At 35.4% G+C, this 20,186-nt stretch carries 22 protein-coding genes; 3 read left to right on the top strand and 19 right to left on the bottom strand.

What is annotated here, in order from left to right:
* Window positions 1-8 precede the first annotated feature (8 nt).
* From grpE to gpr, 7 genes are all read right to left on the bottom strand, one after another.
* Entirely contained in the window at window positions 9-605 is a 597-nt protein-coding gene (grpE, locus tag CWO92_RS10195) for a nucleotide exchange factor GrpE (RefSeq protein WP_101354102.1), read from the bottom strand.
* A 106-nt stretch (window positions 606-711) separates the two neighbouring features.
* Entirely contained in the window at window positions 712-1,740 is a 1,029-nt protein-coding gene (gene hrcA / locus CWO92_RS10200; RefSeq protein WP_101354103.1) for a heat-inducible transcriptional repressor HrcA, read from the bottom strand.
* Between the two features lie 256 nt (window positions 1,741-1,996).
* The gene (gene hemW / locus CWO92_RS10205; RefSeq protein WP_101354104.1) at window positions 1,997-3,127 is read right to left on the bottom strand and encodes a radical SAM family heme chaperone HemW; all 1,131 of its coding nucleotides are present in this window, start codon (window positions 3,125-3,127) and stop codon (window positions 1,997-1,999) included.
* A 71-nt stretch (window positions 3,128-3,198) separates the two neighbouring features.
* Window positions 3,199-5,031 carry a translation elongation factor 4 gene (gene lepA, locus CWO92_RS10210; RefSeq protein WP_101354105.1) on the bottom strand — a complete coding sequence of 611 codons (1,833 nt, stop codon included), beginning with the start codon at window positions 5,029-5,031 and terminating at the stop codon, window positions 3,199-3,201.
* Between the two features lie 261 nt (window positions 5,032-5,292).
* Window positions 5,293-5,628 carry a YqxA family protein gene (locus tag CWO92_RS10215; RefSeq protein WP_101354106.1) on the bottom strand — a complete coding sequence of 112 codons (336 nt, stop codon included), beginning with the start codon at window positions 5,626-5,628 and terminating at the stop codon, window positions 5,293-5,295.
* 65 nt (window positions 5,629-5,693) lie between these two features.
* Entirely contained in the window at window positions 5,694-6,902 is a 1,209-nt protein-coding gene (spoIIP, locus tag CWO92_RS10220; protein WP_165786659.1) for a stage II sporulation protein P, read from the bottom strand.
* 81 nt (window positions 6,903-6,983) lie between these two features.
* Window positions 6,984-8,111 (bottom strand): GPR endopeptidase, encoded by a 1,128-nt coding sequence (gene gpr / locus CWO92_RS10225; RefSeq protein WP_101354107.1) that lies wholly within the window; start codon window positions 8,109-8,111, stop codon window positions 6,984-6,986.
* 238 nt (window positions 8,112-8,349) lie between these two features.
* Here gpr and rpsT point away from each other — a divergent pair, with 238 nt between their 5' ends.
* Window positions 8,350-8,613, top strand: coding sequence for a 30S ribosomal protein S20 (gene rpsT / locus CWO92_RS10230; RefSeq protein WP_101354108.1), 264 nt, complete (start codon window positions 8,350-8,352; stop codon window positions 8,611-8,613).
* 73 nt (window positions 8,614-8,686) lie between these two features.
* Here rpsT and holA read toward each other — a convergent pair whose 3' ends face one another.
* Window positions 8,687-9,700, bottom strand: a complete 1,014-nt coding sequence (holA, locus tag CWO92_RS10235) for a DNA polymerase III subunit delta (protein WP_101354109.1) — start codon at window positions 9,698-9,700, stop codon at window positions 8,687-8,689.
* A gap of 296 nt (window positions 9,701-9,996) precedes the next feature.
* Here holA and CWO92_RS10240 point away from each other — a divergent pair, with 296 nt between their 5' ends.
* On the top strand, window positions 9,997-10,128 hold the full coding sequence (locus tag CWO92_RS10240; protein ID WP_101354110.1) for a YqzM family protein: 132 nt from the start codon (window positions 9,997-9,999) through the stop codon (window positions 10,126-10,128).
* Window positions 10,129-10,232: 104 nt separating this feature from the next.
* Here CWO92_RS10240 and CWO92_RS10245 read toward each other — a convergent pair whose 3' ends face one another.
* From CWO92_RS10245 to CWO92_RS10255, 3 genes are all read right to left on the bottom strand, one after another.
* Entirely contained in the window at window positions 10,233-12,524 is a 2,292-nt protein-coding gene (locus CWO92_RS10245; protein WP_101354111.1) for a DNA internalization-related competence protein ComEC/Rec2, read from the bottom strand.
* A 57-nt stretch (window positions 12,525-12,581) separates the two neighbouring features.
* Window positions 12,582-13,142: a ComE operon protein 2 gene (locus CWO92_RS10250; RefSeq protein WP_101354112.1), complete on the bottom strand. Its 561-nt coding sequence runs from the start codon at window positions 13,140-13,142 to the stop codon at window positions 12,582-12,584.
* A gap of 124 nt (window positions 13,143-13,266) precedes the next feature.
* Window positions 13,267-13,878, bottom strand: coding sequence for a helix-hairpin-helix domain-containing protein (locus CWO92_RS10255; protein ID WP_101354113.1), 612 nt, complete (start codon window positions 13,876-13,878; stop codon window positions 13,267-13,269).
* 136 nt (window positions 13,879-14,014) lie between these two features.
* Here CWO92_RS10255 and comER point away from each other — a divergent pair, with 136 nt between their 5' ends.
* Window positions 14,015-14,839: a late competence protein ComER gene (gene comER, locus CWO92_RS10260; protein WP_101354114.1), complete on the top strand. Its 825-nt coding sequence runs from the start codon at window positions 14,015-14,017 to the stop codon at window positions 14,837-14,839.
* Between the two features lie 90 nt (window positions 14,840-14,929).
* Here comER and CWO92_RS10265 read toward each other — a convergent pair whose 3' ends face one another.
* The 8 genes from CWO92_RS10265 to CWO92_RS10300 form a co-directional block, all read right to left on the bottom strand.
* Window positions 14,930-15,673: a class I SAM-dependent DNA methyltransferase gene (locus tag CWO92_RS10265; protein ID WP_101354222.1), complete on the bottom strand. Its 744-nt coding sequence runs from the start codon at window positions 15,671-15,673 to the stop codon at window positions 14,930-14,932.
* A 5-nt stretch (window positions 15,674-15,678) separates the two neighbouring features.
* Window positions 15,679-16,026, bottom strand: a complete 348-nt coding sequence (rsfS, locus tag CWO92_RS10270) for a ribosome silencing factor (RefSeq protein WP_101354115.1) — start codon at window positions 16,024-16,026, stop codon at window positions 15,679-15,681.
* Window positions 16,023-16,598: a bis(5'-nucleosyl)-tetraphosphatase (symmetrical) YqeK gene (gene yqeK / locus CWO92_RS10275; protein WP_101354116.1), complete on the bottom strand. Its 576-nt coding sequence runs from the start codon at window positions 16,596-16,598 to the stop codon at window positions 16,023-16,025. The genes rsfS and yqeK overlap by 4 nt, the downstream gene beginning before the upstream one ends.
* On the bottom strand, window positions 16,585-17,160 hold the full coding sequence (locus tag CWO92_RS10280; protein ID WP_101354117.1) for a nicotinate-nucleotide adenylyltransferase: 576 nt from the start codon (window positions 17,158-17,160) through the stop codon (window positions 16,585-16,587). The genes yqeK and CWO92_RS10280 overlap by 14 nt, the downstream gene beginning before the upstream one ends.
* A gap of 184 nt (window positions 17,161-17,344) precedes the next feature.
* Window positions 17,345-17,635 (bottom strand): ribosome assembly RNA-binding protein YhbY, encoded by a 291-nt coding sequence (gene yhbY, locus CWO92_RS10285; RefSeq protein ID WP_101354118.1) that lies wholly within the window; start codon window positions 17,633-17,635, stop codon window positions 17,345-17,347.
* Window positions 17,635-18,474 (bottom strand): shikimate dehydrogenase, encoded by an 840-nt coding sequence (gene aroE, locus CWO92_RS10290; RefSeq protein WP_101354119.1) that lies wholly within the window; start codon window positions 18,472-18,474, stop codon window positions 17,635-17,637. The genes yhbY and aroE overlap by 1 nt, the downstream gene beginning before the upstream one ends.
* A gap of 13 nt (window positions 18,475-18,487) precedes the next feature.
* Window positions 18,488-19,594, bottom strand: a complete 1,107-nt coding sequence (gene yqeH / locus CWO92_RS10295; protein WP_101354120.1) for a ribosome biogenesis GTPase YqeH — start codon at window positions 19,592-19,594, stop codon at window positions 18,488-18,490.
* The gene (locus tag CWO92_RS10300) at window positions 19,591-20,115 is read right to left on the bottom strand and encodes a YqeG family HAD IIIA-type phosphatase (RefSeq protein WP_101354121.1); all 525 of its coding nucleotides are present in this window, start codon (window positions 20,113-20,115) and stop codon (window positions 19,591-19,593) included. Before CWO92_RS10300 ends, yqeH begins: the two co-directional genes overlap by 4 nt.
* Between the last annotated feature and the right edge of the window lie 71 nt (window positions 20,116-20,186).

Consider the following 20,186-nt stretch of genomic DNA (forward strand, 5'->3'; position numbering starts at 1 on the left):
TGTATGGATTATTGATTTACTTTCACCATCGATGGGCGAATGACACGGTCATTTAAGACATAGCCTTTCTGAAACTCTTCTACAATAATATTCGAACCATAGTTTTCATCTTCCACTTGCATAATAGCCTGATGGTATTGCGGATCAAATTCTTTTCCTACTGACTCAATCGGAACCGCACCTTCTTGTTTTAATGCTTCTAATATACTTCTATACACCATTTCCATTCCTTGCATAAGCTGTGTTGCTTGTTCATTTTCCGGTGTAATTTGCATTGCACGCTCGAAGTTATCGATAGCTGGTAGTAAATTCGTAATAATACTTTGTGCTCTATATTTTTCACTTGATTCACGGTCAAGTTGAACACGTCTGCGGTAATTATCAAAATCCGCACGAAGCCTTAGATACCGGTTTTCTGATTCGTTTAATTTAGCTTCTAGTTCTTGAATTTTATTTTCTAGTGCTGCAGTATCCTCATTCACATTATGAGTATCGGAAGAAGGATTAGCGGCTGTTTCTTCATCAAAAACTACTTCAATATTTTCACTTTGTTCTTCTTTAGTTTGTTCCAATTCTTCTTCTGCAAGTTTTTTTTCTTCTGTCACCTGCAATCACCTCCCTCAAAAGTCAAACAAATACAAGTGCATGAAAATAACTAGAAATTAGCATAATATACTAATCTCCAGCTATCTTTCAATATATCCAGCTGTTTTATGCTTGATACAATTTTGTAAGTGCCTTCGACATATCAGTACTTAAAAAATCTAGCAAGCTTATTACTCGAGAGTACTCCATTCTTGTGGGACCTAATATCGCAATGGTTCCGACTGGCTCATTTCCAATGGAATAAGTTGCAGTTATTAAGCTGCAATCCTCCATTTCCGATACCTGATTTTCTTTTCCAATTTTCACATGTATCCCCTTTGGTATATGCCTGAATAAATCATAAAAACCTTGTTCACGTTCGATCATATCCATTAAGGAACGCACCTTTTGAATATCATGAAACTCAGGCTGATTTAACATATTTGCTTTTCCGCCAAAGAAGAGTTTCTCATGATCAGGTATTTTCAATGTTTCAGAAATGGTATATAGCATGGAATCATAATTATGAATATGCTGTTTTAAGATTTCGGCAACTTCCTTATAAATCTTATCTTTCAGATTATGAATAGGAACATTAGCCAATCGCTCATTAAGTATATTCACCATTCGTTCCAATTCACCGACATTAAATCCTTTTGGAAACGTAAATAACCTGTTCTCGACATGTCCTGTATCTGTAATAATAATTGCTACAGCAGTGTCATTATTTAGTGGAACAATTTGCAGATGCTTTAATTTCGTTTCCTTTACAGCCGGTCCTAACAGGATAGCTGTATAGTTTGTTAAATCGGAAAGGATTTTCGCCGATTTTTGCACAATATTTTCAAGTTCATAAATTCTTTCTGCAAAAATGGAATGAATCAATGAAATATCCTTTTGATTAAGCTTTTGCGGTGACAGAATGTGATCTACATAATAGCGATACCCTTTTTCTGAAGGAATTCTTCCTGAAGAAGTATGAGTTTTTTCAATAAAACCCAATTCTTCCAGATCAGCCATCTCATTACGTATGGTCGCCGAACTAAATGAAATCTCTTCTTTTTTCGAAAGAGTTCTTGAACCAACTGGTTGCGCAGACCGAATAAAATCATCAATTATAACTTGTAAAATTAGGAGCTGACGATCTGTTAACAACTTCTATCACCTCTGTTAGCACTCTAAAAGGATGAGTGCTAATTCTAATAATAAATTATCAAAACAGGTCGATAATGTCAATATATTTGCGTTACGAATAGCAGTGCATATGCTATTTTATTATCAAGGTACGGACAATTGAAAATCAACTGCCGATTTCAGCAATATGGAAAATATTATTTAAAGAAAATCAAAGTCATATTATCATTCTGACTACCTAAAAGGCAGAAAACTACGATGACGTATAAAAATTATATCAAAGAAGAAGAAATGATTGAAATACCTCGTTTCCAAGGAACCTGCCTTCTTTTGTTAACTTTATTCTATTATCTACAATTTCCAATAGTTTTCTCTCTACCATTTCAGAAATTGCATCTCCAAATACGTTTAACACATTTTCCTCATATTTTTCCTTAAAAAGAGATAAACTGACGCCATTATTTTTTCTTAATCCTAAAAACATTTCCTCTTCCATCATTTCTTGCTTTGTCAGTTTGTGTTGCTCGAAAATAGGCAGTTCCTCTTTATCTAAATGGTGAATGTATTTTTTTACTGGCCCAAAATTAGATTTTCTTACTTGTTCAACATAACTATGTGCTCCTGCACCAAAACCAAAGTATTCTTCATTATCCCAATAAACAAGATTATGTTTACTCTCATATCCAGGCTTTGCAAAATTACTAATTTCATACTGATGTAAACCATGCTTTTCCATTTCCGTCATCAAAATATCATACATTCTTGCTTCCACATCTTCTGACGGCAAATGAAGCTTCCCTTTTCTCATTAAGTTATAAAAAATGGTCTTCGGTTCAACTATTAAGGAATAGCTGGAATAGTGAGGAAGGTCTAAATCTAGAGCAGTTTTCAATGTAGAACGAAAATCATTCTCTGTTTGGCCAGGGAGTGCATACATTAAATCAATACTAATATTTTCAAACCCTGCATTTCTTGCTTTGTTTAATGTTTCAAAAACATCATCGGAAGTATGTGTTCTGCCAATTTTTTTTAATAACTCATTATTAAAGGACTGAACCCCAAAGCTTAACCGATTTACCCCATATTCATGCAGAATACTTAATTTTTCATCAGATAAATCACCTGGATTTGCCTCAAAGGTAAACTCACCATTTTGAAAGGGAAGTATGGAACGAATTCCGTTGCAAAGCCTATCTAACTGATTTTCATCTAAGACTGTAGGAGTCCCTCCCCCAACAAAAATAGTTTCTAATTCCTTCACTGGAGTAATTTCCAATTGTATTTTCATTTCCCTTAATAATGCTTCAATATATTCATCCACTGGCTGACCCTTTAAAAATACTTTATTAAAATCACAGTAAAAACATATATGCTCGCAGAAAGGAATATGAATATATGCTGCTTTCATTTCATCACAACCTAATTAGTAAAATAGAAAAGAGGGAGTACTAGTTACTTCTAGCTTTCTCCCCCAAAAATTTATTTCGGATTATTATCATCCATCTTAAGAATAGCCATGAATGCTTCTTGTGGAACTTCAACAGAACCTACTTGCTTCATGCGCTTTTTCCCTTCTTTTTGTTTCTCAAGTAGTTTACGTTTACGGGAAATGTCCCCTCCATAACATTTGGCAAGTACGTTTTTGCGCATCGCTTTAATGGTAGAACGGGCAACGATCTTCTGACCAACTGCTGCTTGGACTGGTACCTCAAACTGTTGGCGCGGAATAATTTCTTTCAGTTTTTCAACAATTACTTTTCCTCGTTCATAGGCAAAGTCTTTGTGAACAATGAAACTTAAGGCATCCACTTTTTCCGCATTTAATAGAATATCCATTTTCACTAACTTCGAAGGCTTATATCCAATTAGTTCATAATCAAAGGAAGCATAACCTTTTGTACTTGATTTTAATTGGTCAAAGAAATCATAAACAATCTCAGAAAGTGGAATTTCATAAATTACATTTACACGTATATCATCTAAATATTGCATATCGATAAAATTCCCGCGTTTTGCCTGGGAAAGTTCCATTACTGCTCCTACATAATCGTTAGGAACCATAATAGATGCTTTTACATATGGTTCTTCCACTCTGTCAATTTTTTGAGGGTCTGGCATATTAGATGGGTTATCAACCTTTATTTCTGTACCATCTGTTAAGTAAACCGTATAAATAACACTTGGAGCTGTTGTAATTAAATCGATTTTAAATTCCCGTTCAATACGTTCCTGAATAATTTCCATATGGAGTAAGCCAAGGAAACCACAGCGGAACCCAAATCCAAGTGCTTGGGATGTTTCCGGTTCAAATTGGAGGGAGGAGTCATTAAGCTCCAGCTTCTCTAATGCCTCTCGCAAATCATTGAATCTTGCAGAATCAATTGGATAAAGGCCGCAGTAAACCATTGGATTTAATCTTCTATAACCAGGCAGGGGCTCGGTAGCTGGATTTTTGGCACTTGTTATCGTATCCCCGACACGTGTATCACCAACATTTTTTATAGAAGCAGTTAAAAAACCTACATCCCCAACTGTCAATTCATCACATAATACTTGTTTAGGTGTATGCACTCCAACTTCTGTGACTTCAAACTCCTTGCCGGTTGCCATCATTCTTATTTTATCCCCAACTTTTACAGATCCTTCTACTACCCTAATATATGCGATTACTCCACGGTAAGCATCATATAGCGAATCAAAAATAAGCGCTTTGAGTGGTCCATCGGGGTCTCCTGTAGGTGCTGGAACCTGTTCTACAATTTGTTCTAGGATTTCTTCAATTCCGATTCCTGCCTTTGCAGAAGCTAAAACAGCTTCGGAGGCATCCAAACCGATAACATCCTCTATTTCTTGTCTTACTCTTTCAGGATCAGCCGCCGGCAAATCTATTTTATTAATTACAGGCAAAATTTCCAAATTATTATCTAGAGCTAAATATACATTAGCTAATGTTTGAGCTTCAATACCCTGTGCAGCATCAACAACAAGTATTGCTCCTTCACAAGCCGCTAAGCTTCTAGATACTTCATAAGTAAAATCTACATGTCCAGGAGTATCGATTAGATGCAATATATAATCTTCTCCGTCTTTCGCCTTATATTTTAATTGGACTGCGTTTAATTTTATGGTAATCCCGCGTTCACGCTCAAGATCCATGGAATCAAGTAACTGAGCTTTCATTTCGCGAGATGACAATGCATTCGTTTTTTCTAATATTCTGTCGGCCAAGGTCGATTTTCCGTGATCGATATGTGCAATAATAGAAAAGTTTCGAATTTTTGCTTGTCGTTGTAGTTTTTCTTCATGGTTCATCAAGTTTCAACTCCTGTTAATCGACACATATACACTATTTCTGATTATATCAGCACGCTTTTTAAGATTCAATAAGAAAAGCAAAAGCGCCTTGTTCATCGGCGTATGGATTTTGGAGTCTTCGACTGAGATAAAGGAAACACAACGAGGTAGTTCACGAGTTGATGTTGACTTATCGTAGGGAGAAGACGGAAAAATCCATACGACGATAGGCGCTGGAGCTAGACATAAGAAAAGCATCCAGTTGGATGCTTTAACAGATTAAATAAAAGATGAGACAAAATCAATGATTTTTTCTGTTACAGAAGAAATGATGTTGGTTAAGACCTTTCCTATAGAGGAGAAAAAATTAAAGGCTTTAATATCCTGCAAATGTTCTTTTTTCTTTTCCAAATTATGAGATGTAATATTCTTCCCCATAACAACGGTATCTATTTTCCCATTATTTTTCTCTTGTGTCTGAACAGGAGATTGTAAGGATGGATCATCATACCCTTTCATTTTAACCATTCCCTGATTGGCTTTTTCCATTCCTATTAAAACACCTATGAATAATAAGGCAATGAGAAGAGAACATTTTATAAAAAACCTCGTCATTTATATCATCCTTTATATTATTCCATATTTTAACCACTTCATATGTCTGCTCCCCTATATGCGTCCTATTTTTTGGCCGGTGGCAGCAGTTCACTTCCATTTACGTTTTCTGCCTGCCAATAAAAATCACTAAACACATCCGCGAAAGCTGTGACAGTTCGATACATTTCTTCAAATGTGTTATCCACTCCCCCAACTTCAATTAAAAAAGAATTAGAAGAAAGGTCTTGATTAAATTTTCCATTGGTAGATGCACCAGCTTTTTCAATAATTCCTTTACTTATTCCTTTGTATTTTTTCTCCAGTCGACTGTGTATATTTTTAACAAGCTGAACATTTTTATCATGATTAGGGTTTTCACCGCCAATAATAAATGAAATTTTGGCATAGGACTGACCATTTATTACGACAGTTGTCTTTTTCTTACGTGCAGAATCCCGATGAATATCAATAAAATAATGGAGGTCTCGGTCTTGTTTCATTGCATCCTGAACAAGCGTTCTTGATTCAAGATAGGATTGTCCATATTTCCAACCTTTTTTCAGCAATTGACTTTGAACATCTGTTTTATCAATGGTAGTCCCAATACCGCGGTCCTCTAATTCTTCTTTCAGCTTGTCACCAACCATTGTTACGTTCATTTTTGAATGACTTGCCGCATTTGGATTTGTTATCCCCTTTAAGTACGGTAAGTAAGATTCGCGTGTATGAGTGAAATAAAGAAATACCACTTTTTTATTACCAGTCGTTAAAATAGAATGTTGTTCCGAATTGCTTGATCCCTTTGTAGTTACAATATTTTCTGTGTTTTTCAAGTCGGGATCTTTATTAGAATGAAAAACATGTTCTGGAGGAACCGACTCAATCGGAAGGTTTGTATAATCTGTCCCCTCCCCAGCTACGAGAATTTTGCTGTCAAACATATTAAATCCTGAAAGTTCTCGACCTAAAAAGCTTCTAGGATCCTTAAAACTTATATTAGTCACTACATGAAAAAGTATATTTCCTATTGAATCGGTAATTCGGTTGTTATCGATACTAGAACTTAAGCTATGATTTTCTGATGCCATTAAATGATAGAGAAGTCCTCCGGAAATATTTTGACTTGCATCTGTGACTAAATTAGAACTCACTCTATAACCCGGCTTGATGGTAGTTAAAATACCGCTCAATGAAAAAATAAGAATTAGGGTTAGAACAATCATCCCGGATATTTTTAAAATACTAGTTAATTGCAATGAAATAATGAAGTTTTGATTTTTATATGGCTTCAATTTGTTCCACCCTCTCCAAGCTAATCTAGTATAATGTATGAATTTACTAGAGAAAGTAGAACAAATTTTGCTTGATATCTCCTATCTAGTTTTAAAGCCAGTGTCTGTTTGATCAACTGCTTCGTGAAGTGCAGCATTTAATCCACTTGCAATTAAATTAGACATATCTTCTATAAAAAGATCCACTTCCTTTGGTGTAACCATTAAATTATGTCCAAGAGGCGCTAACACTTCATGGATAAGTCTCCTTTTCTCGTCATCTTCAAGCGTTCCAATCATACCCATAAACATTTTTCGATGTTCTTCACCAGGTAAATCCTCTTCCGTTAACACCCGCTTCTCCCCAAATGTCATCCCTGATGGTGCCAGTGAACTAGATGGCCTATTACCTTCTTTCATTTCTCTTCCAAAATGCTTTAATAGATAGTCAATGGTATCACTAGTGATGGAGACTGCATCTACTACAGTTGGAACTCCTATAGCGATAACGGGGACACCAAGGGTTTCTTTACTTAATTCCTTGCGTTTGTTTCCTACTCCTGACCCTGGATGAATACCAGTATCCGATATTTGAATAGTTGCATTCACCCTTTCAATCGAACGAGATGCTAAGGCATCAATAGCAATGATAAAATCGGGTTTTGATTTTTCAGCGACACCAAAAATAATGTCGCTGGTTTCGATACCTGTTAACCCCATTACACCTGGTGCAATAGCACTTACAGACCGATACCCTTCTTCCACATTTTCAGGTTGAAGCTTATACAAATGTCTTGTTACAATAATATTTTCGCAAACCAATGGACCAAGTGCATCCGGAGTGACATTCCAATTTCCTAAACCAACAACTAAACAACTTGCATCCTTTGGAATGTCTAATTGTCTTAGAAACCCACTAAATTCTTTTGCAAAAACTTCCCCGACTTTTTGTTGTAGTACTGTATCATGCTGGCGTATCCCTTGCACTTCGAGAGTTAAGTAATATCCAGCCTTTTTCCCTATTGTCTTTTCTCCTTCTTTTGTAATTTCCACTGAGGAAATTTTAATATCATCAACTTCCCGATCTTTAATAATTACGCCTTCTATTTCCGTAACTTCCTCGGTTGATTTATTTTTTTTACGCTCCTCAACAGCCATATTATGTGCTTCAAGCGCCAAATCAGTTCTAATAGAGTAAACACTTAAGTCAAGATGGTCATCTTTTTTCAAACTTATTCCTCCTTAGATTTTTAGAAGAATTTATACATAATTTACATGATTACCCTTCCAGGAAAAAATCATTCATTTCTGAAAAAATTCATCCTCACAAGAAAAAACATTTTTCATCCAGATTCAATCTGTTTTTACTAATAGTATTGCATTATCACGGCTCGTTTGATAAAATATCACTTGTTCTTACTGTGATAGTCGAGTAGTGAATGTGTATTACTCGTAGGAGGTGAAATAAATGCCAAATATTAAATCTGCAATTAAACGCGTTAAAACAAGCGAAGAGCGCAATGCTCAAAACTCAGCTCAAAAATCAACTATGCGTACGGCTGTGAAGAGATTCGAGGCTGCAGTTGTAAATAACGATGACAACGCTAAAACTTTATTAGCTACTGCTGTTAAGCAACTTGATAAAGCTGCATCTAATGGCCTTATTCATAAAAATGCTGCAAATCGTCAAAAAGCACGCTTAATGAAAAAATTGAATGCTGCTAATGCATAATAAAAAAACGATCCTTTTGGATCGTTTTTATTTTTATTCATTTCTTCTAATGCGAGGTTTGTCCGCATTTCTTTTATTTACTGCCGTGTATTTTAAATAACAACATTTCAATAATCATCGATTTAGCTAAACCGCTTGTTTTCATTTGATAATCTGCATCAGCTATCCACATCATGATCTTATTTAGTTCTTCTTCCGAAAACATTTTTGCTTGTCCAGCTGCAAGTTTAATTCTAAACGGGTGGATTTTTAGATAAGTAGCAATTTGCTGCTGCCCGTATCCGCGTCTCATTAATTCCTTTGTTTGATACAGTAATCGATACTGTCCAGCTAATATTGATAGAATTTTTATCGGTTCTTCATTTTGTTTTAAAAGGTCATAATAGATTCGTAACGCTTCGTCTATTTTACGATTCATTACTTTATCAACGAGAGAAAAAATATTTTGTTCTAATGATTTTGAAGCTAAAATTTCCACTGTATTTTTATCTATACACCCATTGGAATAAAGTGCAAGTTTATCTATTTCACTTGCTAGCATCATAAGATTGGTGCCAGATAATGTTAATAACATTTCAACGGCGTCATCAAGAATCTCTACTTGATTTGCTTCTGCGCGATGACGTATCCACGCCTTTATTTCTTGTTCACTGAATTTTTTTGCCTCTAACACGTCTGCGGTCCGCTTTAATAGCTTTGTCACTTTTTTTCGCTCATCCAGCTTCTCATATGGTGCAACAAAAACAATTGTACTGTATGGTACGGGTTCCTGTAGATATGCCTCCAGTTTTGAAATATCGTGTTCTACCTTAGACTTCGCTTTTTCAGAGGTTAAAAAAAAGGGGTTATGTAAAAATATTAATCTTCTTTCACCCATAAAAGGAAGCGTTTCAGCATCCTCAATTGCTACGTCGATAGGAACTTCCTCCAAATCATACGAAGCAAAATTAAAATCCAATTCTTCTTCAGTTAACATATTTTTCAATAATTTTTGCTTTGTCCCATTGATTAAAAAGCTTTCAATTCCATATAATAGATATATCGGAGAAAATTGTTTTCTTTCTATTCTTGTCCACATGTCAATCATCGCAGAAGCCTTCTTTCCAAAATTTCAAATCATATCTCTATGGTAAAAAAGGATGATGAATTTGACAAGTGGAGATTAACCCAGAGAGAGAGTCAATCTCCATTATCTATATTAAACGTTAACGAAAAAGGCCTAGGATACTTTTTCATTAACGGAAAAACTCGGGTGTAATAATATTTTGACCTACTGATTAAAAAGTATTTGTGTTAACTCTTGTCAGCGAAGGAAATTGGACGGTTACTATAGATTTTTCATACTAAATCGTCTATACTAAAGTGGATATAGGAGGGGTAGTTGTGAATCAATTTGAAAAGAATGTACAGTATAAAGGAAATGATGCAATCGATTCCGGCATTGGATTTGGAGTATCTTTTGCTTTCTTTGCAATTATGTTCATTATCGCAACTGTCATCAAGCTCGTTGGTTAAGATCATGAGTTTGCCGGAGGAGTTTGCTATGAAGCAAACTCCTTTTTGTTTTCCGAAAATTCAGTGCTGAAATTCTGTTTCTACTGGAGAAATCATACATTATTCTATGGAAACACCGTTTCAAATGTTCCATTATTTCCGGTAAATTTATAGATAACTTCTCCTTCCAAATCTGTTCTAAACACCTTTATTTTTTCATGTTTCAATCTTTCCAATACTTCCTCATTAGGATGACCATATCGATTATCCTCACCTGCAGATATAACAGCAATTTTTGGATCAATACTTTCTAGAAACTTTAATGAAGTGGAGGTTTTGCTTCCGTGGTGGCCAACCTTTAATACATCTGCTTGGATACGATGAGAACGGACTAACTCCTCTTCCCCTTCCTGTTCCAAATCACCAGTAAATAGCCAGCTACGTCCCCCAATTTTAGCTAAAAGCACCAATGAATCATTATTCCCTTCATACTGACGGTCAAATGGATATACCATTAGAAAACTGCTTTCCTTTGTTTTCCAGCCAAATCCATCTTTTACTTCCATAATCGCTATCTTTTCTTTTTGAAAATGGAACAGCGTCTCATACATCAACGGTTTTCTCCAAGAATCAGGAGAAATATAAGCTTCCGTAATTTTGATGGTTCCAACTAACTCTTTGGCAGCACCTATATGATCTGCATCGCTATGAGTTAAGATTAATTTATCAATTTTACTGATTCCTTTTCCTTTTAAATATGGAACGAGAATATCTTTACCCACTGAAAATTGGCGCTTTCTCTTCGACCATTCAGGTACTTCAAAAGCCATCGATCCTCCTGTATCAATCAGATACGTTCCTCGATTATACGGCAGTTGTATGAGAATGCTGTCGCCTTGACCAATATCAATAAAAGCCACTTCTCCATAAGGATTAAACCACTTTGATATCATATACAAAGAAATTACAATACAAAGCGGATATGCAGAAACATGAATTTTTTTACCTTTTTCCCAATTATAAAATAAGAATAGAACTGCCAGCAGGATAACGATCAATACCCATATACCCGGTCTCCCCACAATTAAAACCGACCATTTAAAATCCAGAAATTCTGCGAACCATTCTGAGGCAGAGATAATAACTAATAGAACATTAACAATTAAACGGAATACCATTGGAATGAGAAACAGGGTAAAAAAAGAGAGGATTAAGAGTGGTAAAAGCACAAAACTGTATAAAGGGACAAAAAAAAGATTACTAAGAATGCTAATAATGGAAATTTGATAAAATTGATACATGATAATTGGAAGTGAGGATATTTGCGAAATGAAGGAAATGACCATCAATTGTACGATATTATTTTTATATCTTGCAATAACAGTCCTAGATGATAAAAGAATGGACAGACTTACAATGAAGGAAAGCTGAAAACCGACATTAAAAATAATAAAGGGATCTTTCATTAAAAAAAGTAAAAAACTAATGGCCAAACCATCTATCGAAGTTAAGGAAAGTCGCGAATGGGTAGATAAAAGAATAATAATTAACATAATCGTTGCTCGTATAACGGGTGGATTTGCACCGCAAAGGATAGCATATATAGGTAAAAAGCAAATAATAATCCACGAACTGTTCTCTCTTGTTACACCAATCCGAATCAGAAAATAATAAAATCCTAAATATATTAACGATACATGCAGCCCGGAAATAGCTAATAAATGAACAATCCCTAATCTTTGAAAAAGGGAATAAGCATCCTCTTCGAAATCAACACGATCACCAAAAAGAAGTGCTTTGGCATAAGGTATTAATTCTGGAGGATATTGAAGTTCAATTTCCTTTAGTGCGGATTCTCGAACACGTTTTAATTTATAGACTATTCCTTTCCCGTTATCCCTACAGTTTTTAAATTGTGTTACCTTGAGTTTCCAGTGAACATTTTGTCTAAATAAATATTGTTTATAATTAAATAAATTTCGATTTTTATTTTTCTCAGGTTTTGATAATGTACCTGTCACATTACAGGAAATACCTGTTTTAAATTGACGCTCCAGATGCTTCTTTTCTGCTTCACTTGCGATTATATAACTAAGTGCCACATGTTCTTTTTTATCTGTTTGCACAATGGAGCTTACCTTATTTCCATCTATTATTGGCATATTTTGAAAGATAATATGAAATTCAGTTTGAAGAATGCTAAAATTTGTTTTTTTATGAGACTGATTGCTGTAGAAACTAATTACAAAAAAAAGAATATAGGTCAAAAGAGTAAAAATGATGAGTTTTCTTTTTTTAGTGAGGATAGACTGTAGGCAGAATAGGTGAAAAATAATACTTAGACCGTAATGAACATGCAATGCTAAAGACGTTGCACTTAGAGCAGCCATCGACAAATAGAACCAATATCCTTGCATAATCTCTCCTTTGTATTTCAGGTGGGCAGCTAGCTCTTAGCCACCCACCTAAAGGAATTATTTAAATAATTTTTCAGCCTGTAACTGTAAAGTGGATAGCGTCTCTCCATCTGTCCCTTTTTCTTCTAACATTTTTAATATGGAATGAACAAAATCTGCTTTTTCATTAGCTGCAAGATCTAATGAATGTTGATTAAACGGCACCTGTTCTACTTGGACTCCTGCTTTTTGAAACAGTTCAATCGCATATGGATGATTTTTATAATCCTGTGCATAATACACTGCCTTAATCCCCGCCTGAATGATAGCTTTACAGCATTGTAAGCATGGGAAATGAGTAACATAAATCTCCGCTCCATTTGTAGGAACACCAAATTTTGCACATTGTAGAATTGCGTTCATTTCCGCATGAATCGTTCTAACGCAGTGATGATCAATGACATAGCAACCTTCATCAATACAGTGTTCTCCACCGGCAATAGAGCCATTATATCCACCTGCAATAATTCTTTTATCACGAACAATCGTTGCTCCAACTGTTAGTCTCGTACATGTACTCCTGGAAGATAATAAAAAACTTTGCGCCATAAAATAGTGATTCCAAGATATTCTTTCCATTTCTGTCTTCCTTTCCATAATCCTATGTAACTAAACCAACGTATCTGATAGATACAAGTTTGACAATAAACTATTTTTGATCGAAAGCCGACATTTTTCACCTTTTCTCTCTTTAAGTGTATCATTAATGAACTATAATAGAATCCCTTAATTTTTCAAGTGTTTTTTCCCCTATCCCCGTAACATTAGTAAGATCCTCCACTTTTTTAAAGCCTCCATTTTTCTCCCGATATTCAATAATCGCAGATGCTTTTGATGGTCCAATCCCTGTTAATGTTTGTAATTGTGCTAAATCCGCCGTATTGATATTAACTTTACCTTCATCTTGACTTGAAATGGGGGTTTCGAAATTTATTTCATTATCCGGGGTTTCACCTTTCTCAGGTACGTAAATCACCATTTCATCATGGACCTTTTCTGCCAAGTTAACCTTTCTTTGATCTGCCTTCTTTTGAAATCCACCAGCTTTTTGAATTACATCTAATACCCTTTCATCTTTCTGAGCATCGTAAACTCCAGGATGTACTACTGCTCCTTTTACATCAATCTTCATTTTCTTATTTTGCGTTTCCTCCTGTTTGTTCTCTTCCTCTTGAATTTCATCCATATAAGGGAAAGGAGTTTCGTTATTTTCTTGTTCCAGGGACCTATGTTGATATAAATAAACGCATAATGCTAAACCAAGGATACCAATTCCTAATACAATCATTTTGTTTTTTAATAAGAATGCTTTCATAATAACCACCCTTTTCACAGTGTAAGATAATGATGAATATTCGTATTAAAAATGACATAGAGTTTTATGAAGGAAATTTAACAACGTTGTGAAGGTTTAATCAGCCATTAAATTCTCGTAAAGGAGGAGAGAACAAATGAAAATAGGCATCATAGGAACAGGAAATATGGGGACTATTTTGGTGGAATCCTTCGTAGATAGTAAGGCACTTTCTCCTTCCAATCTATATATAACTAATAGGACAATCGAAAAAGCTGAGAAATTACAGACCAAATATCCGTCCATTCATGTTTGCAGAGAAATCCCAGAACTGATACAAGAATGCGATTTGATTTTTCTCTGTGTGAAACCATTAGATTTTCACCCATTACTAACAAAATATAAGGATATACTTTCTAAAGACAAATGTCTGGTGTCCATTACAAGTTCTGTTTCCGTAGAACAACTCTCATCTATACTCCACTGTTCATGCGCAAGGGCAATACCCAGCATTACAAATAGGGCACTATCAGGAGTTTCTTTACTTACTTTCTCGACATCCTGTGATGAGTATTGGAAAAGAGCGATAAAAGAATTACTAGCTTATATTTCTATTCCCCTTGAAATAAATCAGTCTATTACACGCGTTTCTTCGGATATAGTTAGCTGCGGTCCTGCTTTTTTTAGTTATTTAACACAAGCATTTATTAATGCTGCGGTAAAAAAAACAAGCATTGACCAATCTACTGCAACTGTTTTAGCGGGAGAAATGTTAGTTGGCCTAGGAGACTTATTAAAAAAAGGATTTTACACTCTCCCTACTTTACAGGAAAAAGTATGTGTGAAAGGCGGAATCACGGGAGAAGGAATAAAAGTTTTGGAAAATGAGCTTGGAGATGTCTTCGAGCACATTTTTGTTGCTACACATGAAAAGTTTAATGAGGATGTGGAGGCTGTTACAAAACAATTCGGAGTCAGTTAAATTATTCTACAAGGATGCCTAAATTCCTTCAAAATATTTTTATTTTTATAATTTTTTTGTTGAATAAAAGTGGGAGCAATTGCGCTCCCACTATTTTTTACACGTAAAAAAAATTCTTTCTGAAGTTTCATCTGGTTTGTTATGGTGAAAATCAGCATTTATTTCCAGTATTTCAAAACCAGCTGATACTAGCCATTGTGCATATTCCTCTTGCGAAAAAGTACGTTGAACATGTAATTCATCAAAACGGTCATAACGTTCTGTTTCGTCATCCAAAACAAAAAAGGAAAGATCGTGTTCAACAGAATATGGATATTCACCTTCAAAACAGTTCCATATAATGGAAACAGCATCATCATTATCAGCAAATGTATTATTATGAAATATATTTTCCACTTTATATATAGAATGTACGTCAAAGAGAAAAAGTCCATCTTTATGTAAATGGGAGTAAACCCTGCGAAACGTTTCTTGAACTTCTTCAGGTGTTCTCAAATAATTAAGAGAATCACAAAAAATCGTCACTATATCGAAACTTCCCAGTCCCTCTAACTCGCACATATTTTGCTGAAATAATGAAATATCCACCTGATTTTGTATTGCCTTTTGACTGGCAACAGTAAGCATATCATCAGATAAGTCAACACCCGTGACTTCAAAGCCAGCTTTAGCTAGTCTTACGGACAATTCACCCGTACCACAGGCGATTTCAAGTAGTTCATTTCCTGGTATAGAATTTCTCTGAAGTTTTGACTTTAAAAAATTCACCCATTCCTCATACGGAACTTCTTTCATTAGATAGTCATAAACATAAGCAAATCTTTCATAGGACACATTCATCACTCACTAAAAACATTAACTGTCGGAGCGTCTCCCCACAGTCTTTCAAGATTATAGTAGCTTCTTTCCTCACGATGAAAGACATGAGCGATAACATCTCCCAAGTCGATTAACACCCATTTTCCTTCATCAAAGCCTTCCATCTTTTTTACATTATAACCCATTTCTTCTGCTTTTTCTTTTATTTCTCTTGCAATTGCTTGCACCTGTTTGTCGGAATTTCCGTGGCAAATTAAAAAATAATCAGCTATAAGGGAAATCCCGTTCATATTTAAGACAACAATATCTTCCGCTCTCTTATCATCGGCGGCCTTTACCGTTACAGATAATAACTCATGATTCTTCATTTTTGTACATCCTCACCTTTCATAATAAGATCATTGTAGAAGTCAATTGTATCAGGATAAACGGTTTGATTTCGGCTTAATAAAAATTGAATGGTATTCCGAACAGAATAGACCAATGCCTTATCTAAACTTATTTGTGCCAACTCTCTAGCATCTTCCACGCCTGGAAACATCCGTCCAGGTTCAATATAATCCGCGAGGTAAATGATTTTATCTAATAATGTCATTCCTATCCTTCCGGATGTATGATACCGTATCGCATCTAAAATCTCTGGATCCGTAATTCCAACCTCTGCTTGCACTAAATATGCACCAACAGGCGCATGCCATAACTCAGGATTAAATTGTAACAGCCTTGGATCAAACTGCTGTTCCACAATAATCTGTCTCATTTCGTTCAATGGACGAAATTTAGCATAGTCATGAAAGATAGCGGACGTCTCCGCTTTTTTTGTATCAGCACCATACTTCTCTGCTAATTGAATGGCTGTTTCCATAACACCCAATGTATGAATATAACGTTTCTCTGTTATTTGTTTCTTGACGATACTTAGAGCCTTATTTTGATCCATATAAATGCCGCTCCTTAATATAATTCCAAACATAATCCGAAATTAAATATTTTACCGACTTATTTTCGGATATCCTTTTCCTTATCAGCGTGGAAGAAATATTTATATCAGGTATTGTAACTTGTAAAATAGGATAGTTAGTTTCCTGAGAATGATTTGGGCGATTGACACCTATAAATTGAATTAATTTCAATAATTCATCAATTTTATACCATTTCGGCAAATATTCAATCATATCTGCACCAATAATAAAATAAAATTCAGTCTCTGGCTCCCGATTGCGCAGCAAAACAATACTATCATATGTATATGAAAGGCCTTCTCGTTCCATTTCAATTGTTTCAACGGCAAAGTACGGATGGTCAGCTATCGCTAATTTTAGCATATGAATGCGATCATCATTCGAAATCGCTTTATCCTTTTGCTTATGTGGAGGATCCTGATTTGGCATAAATCGAATTTCATCAAGATTTAGCTCCTGTAATACCTCATTGGCGATGATTAAATGGCCGAGATGTGGAGGGTCAAATGTCCCTCCTAGAATCCCTACTCTTTTCCTCATCCTTCTCACCTTCTATGGAGAATGTTTTCGTATTAGATTGCTGCTTTTCGTAAAAGGGCAATATATCCTAATACAGGCTTAGTTTCGCGGCATCATTTCCTATAAGCCCCTATCTTTTTAAAACCTTATTAACGATGTTTACCAGACATTCGTCTTTAAAATATCAAGTTTAAAAATATAGCCTTTACGGAAGCTGAATTTGTTTGTTTTCTCTCGATTCCTTATATAAAACAATAGTATTTCCAATTATCTGTACAATTTCTGCTTTTGTTCCTTCAGCTAGTTGATTTGCAACTGTATCTCTATCAACGTCACAATTTTGTAAAACACTTACTTTAAAAAGCTCCCTAGCCTCAAGAGCATCACCAATTTGCTTTATCATATTTTCGTTAACTCCACCTTTTCCAACTTGGAAAATTGGATTTAGATGATGAGCCTGTGAACGTAAAAAACGTTTTTGTTTCCCAGTTAACATTATTTTAAACCTCCTAAATGTTGAAGAACCTTATGTTCCATTCGAATAATATCAGGTTTCATACCGGTCCATTTTTCAAAGGCAACGGCACCTTGATGCACAAACATTCCAATCCCATTTTGGGTGGTTGCACCTTTTTGCTTTGCCTCACATAGAAATTTTGTCTCTAATGGATTATAAATGATATCTACTGCATGTGTATGTGGCATGAGATTTTCTAAACTAATAGGAATTTCCTGTATGTTTGGACTCATTCCAATCGACGTCGTTTGAATGACTAAAGTATATTCTGCCAGTTGTTCACTAGCCTCGTTTAAACTTAATATATTTGTTTCACAGTGAAAAGGACAGTAATCCACTAACGCTTGAGCTTTTGCGGGTGTACGATTACAAATATCTATTTTGTCAACTCCTGACGAGGCAAGTGAATAGAATATAGCCTTGGCAGCACCACCGGCACCAATGATAAGCGTTTTCTCATTTTTAAAATCCTTTTTCCATCCATCTTGCAAAGAGCGAATGAACCCTAGTCCATCCGAATTATAGCCTACAAAATCATTTCCCTCTCGAACTACTGTATTTACAGCTCCGATAGCTTGTGCAAGCTGGTCGATCCTATCCAAAAATGGAAGGATCGACGTTTTATGAGGAATAGTAACATTGAATCCTTCAACCCCTATTGCCTTCATTCCTTTTACGGCAGTCTCCAAGTCCATTGGTGAAATTCTAAATGCATGATAATATCCATTTATCTTTAAATTTTCAAAGGCATCATTATGCATCATTGGGGACATGGTATGGGAAATTGGGTCACCGATTACTCCAAAAAGCTTTTTCATAATATCCCCCCATCTAAATCAAGGATGGTCTAGTTAACACACTAACCCCTTTGGGAACATAAGCTGCCACAACCGCACCCGGTTCATTAATGGTTACCCAGCCAAGACCTGAAAAAACAATATCTGTCTTCCCTTGTTTTAGAGAAAATTCATGGCGAACTAGATCAGGAAACTCCTCTAAATCATTTTTCCTAGGCGGATGCAAAAGTTCACCAACATGCTTTTTATATAGAGACTCTGCGTTTTCCAGCTTTGTACGATGTATCTTAAGTTCATTTGATACATAGCAAATAAGGGAACGTCTTCCACCTTTAATATAATCAAGCCGGGCTAGGCCACCAAAGAATAAGGTTTGCTCTTCATTAAGCTGAAAAACCATTGGTTTTATTTCCTTCTTTGGTGTAATAAGTTTTAAATCCTTTTTATCTACAAAATGAGCCATTTGATGATGATTGATAATTCCAGGAGTGTCTACTAATGCGCTGCCGTCATCCAATGGAATTTCAATCATATCAAGGGTTGTCCCTGGAAAGTGAGATGTAGTAATAACATCTTCTTCCCCCGCTACATTTTTAATAATTCGATTAATAAAGGTAGATTTTCCTACATTCGTACAGCCTACCACATAAACATTCTTACCGTTCCGATAATGTTCAATGGCATCAATCGCTTCATTAATAGAACTACCTTTCGTAGCACTTACCAATAAAACATCTATTGGCTGAAGCCCTAATTGTTTTGCCTCTTGCTTCATCCACTGAATAAGCTTTGACCGCTTTACTGATTTAGGCAGTAGATCTTCCTTATTTCCAATAAGTAAAATCGGGTTCTTCCCGACAAAACGGTGCAATCCAGGCAGCCAACTGCCATTGAAGTCAAAAATATCGACGATTTTTACAATTAATCCTTCGACTTCTGATAAACCATTTAGTATTTTTAAAAAGTCGTCATCTGTTAAAGATACATCTTGTACCTCATTATAATGCTTAAGTCGAAAGCATCGCTGACAAATAACCGTTTCCTTTTCCAACGAAGAAGCGGGTGCATACCCAATTTGTTTAGGATCATCTGTTTGAATGGTTACTCCGCAGCCGATACATGTTATTTCTGATTTACTCACATTTTATCCTCCCATTGTAATAATCCTTTTCGCTTAAACCATGCCATAATCCTGCGTTCAATCATTCGATTGAATCGGGTCATGAAACCATCAGACTGTGCGACAGGTACAACTAAAATGGTATAAAACCCACTTCTATTGCCGCCAAGTACATCTGTAAGCAATTGATCACCAATAACCACTGTTTCTTCTTTTTTTACTCCCATCATAGATACTGCTTTATTAAATGCACTTCTTAGCGGTTTTCTCGCTTCAAAAATAAACGGAATACCAAGAGGGTCAGCAAAGGCTTTAACCCTGTTTTCATGGTTATTTGAGACAATTGTCACAAGAATATTATGCTCTTTCATCATAGAAAACCATTTAATTAAGTTTGGTGTTGCATTTGGACGATCCCATTCTACTAATGTATTATCCAAATCCGTAATAATGGCCTTTATGCCTTTGGCTTTCAAACTTTGCGGGTCTATTTGAAAAACATCCTTAACATGTTCATTAGGCAAAAATTTATTTAATAGCAATCAGGTACACTCCTATCTATTTTTACCGTTTTATCATATCAGTTATTTTTTCATAATCAAAGAAGAAAAAC

Origin of the sequence: Heyndrickxia camelliae, from assembly GCF_002844575.1 — a bacterium.
GTDB classification, from domain to species: Bacteria; Bacillota; Bacilli; order Bacillales; family Bacillaceae_C; genus Margalitia; species Margalitia camelliae.

Coding starts and splice junctions, on each gene's coding strand:
- hemW (WP_101354104.1), bottom strand. CDS start 3,127: ATGAAAGCAGCATATATTCATATTCCTTTCTGCGAGCATATATGTTTT.
- lepA (WP_101354105.1), bottom strand. CDS start 5,031: ATGAACCATGAAGAAAAACTACAACGACAAGCAAAAATTCGAAACTTT.
- CWO92_RS10215 (WP_101354106.1), bottom strand. CDS start 5,628: ATGACGAGGTTTTTTATAAAATGTTCTCTTCTCATTGCCTTATTATTC.
- rpsT (WP_101354108.1), top strand. CDS start 8,350: ATGCCAAATATTAAATCTGCAATTAAACGCGTTAAAACAAGCGAAGAG.
- holA (WP_101354109.1), bottom strand. CDS start 9,700: ATGATTGACATGTGGACAAGAATAGAAAGAAAACAATTTTCTCCGATA.
- CWO92_RS10245 (WP_101354111.1), bottom strand. CDS start 12,524: ATGCAAGGATATTGGTTCTATTTGTCGATGGCTGCTCTAAGTGCAACG.
- CWO92_RS10250 (WP_101354112.1), bottom strand. CDS start 13,142: ATGGAAAGAATATCTTGGAATCACTATTTTATGGCGCAAAGTTTTTTA.
- CWO92_RS10255 (WP_101354113.1), bottom strand. CDS start 13,878: ATGAAAGCATTCTTATTAAAAAACAAAATGATTGTATTAGGAATTGGT.
- comER (WP_101354114.1), top strand. CDS start 14,015: ATGAAAATAGGCATCATAGGAACAGGAAATATGGGGACTATTTTGGTG.
- rsfS (WP_101354115.1), bottom strand. CDS start 16,026: ATGAAGAATCATGAGTTATTATCTGTAACGGTAAAGGCCGCCGATGAT.
- yqeK (WP_101354116.1), bottom strand. CDS start 16,598: ATGGATCAAAATAAGGCTCTAAGTATCGTCAAGAAACAAATAACAGAG.
- CWO92_RS10280 (WP_101354117.1), bottom strand. CDS start 17,160: ATGAGGAAAAGAGTAGGGATTCTAGGAGGGACATTTGACCCTCCACAT.
- yhbY (WP_101354118.1), bottom strand. CDS start 17,635: ATGTTAACTGGGAAACAAAAACGTTTTTTACGTTCACAGGCTCATCAT.
- aroE (WP_101354119.1), bottom strand. CDS start 18,474: ATGAAAAAGCTTTTTGGAGTAATCGGTGACCCAATTTCCCATACCATG.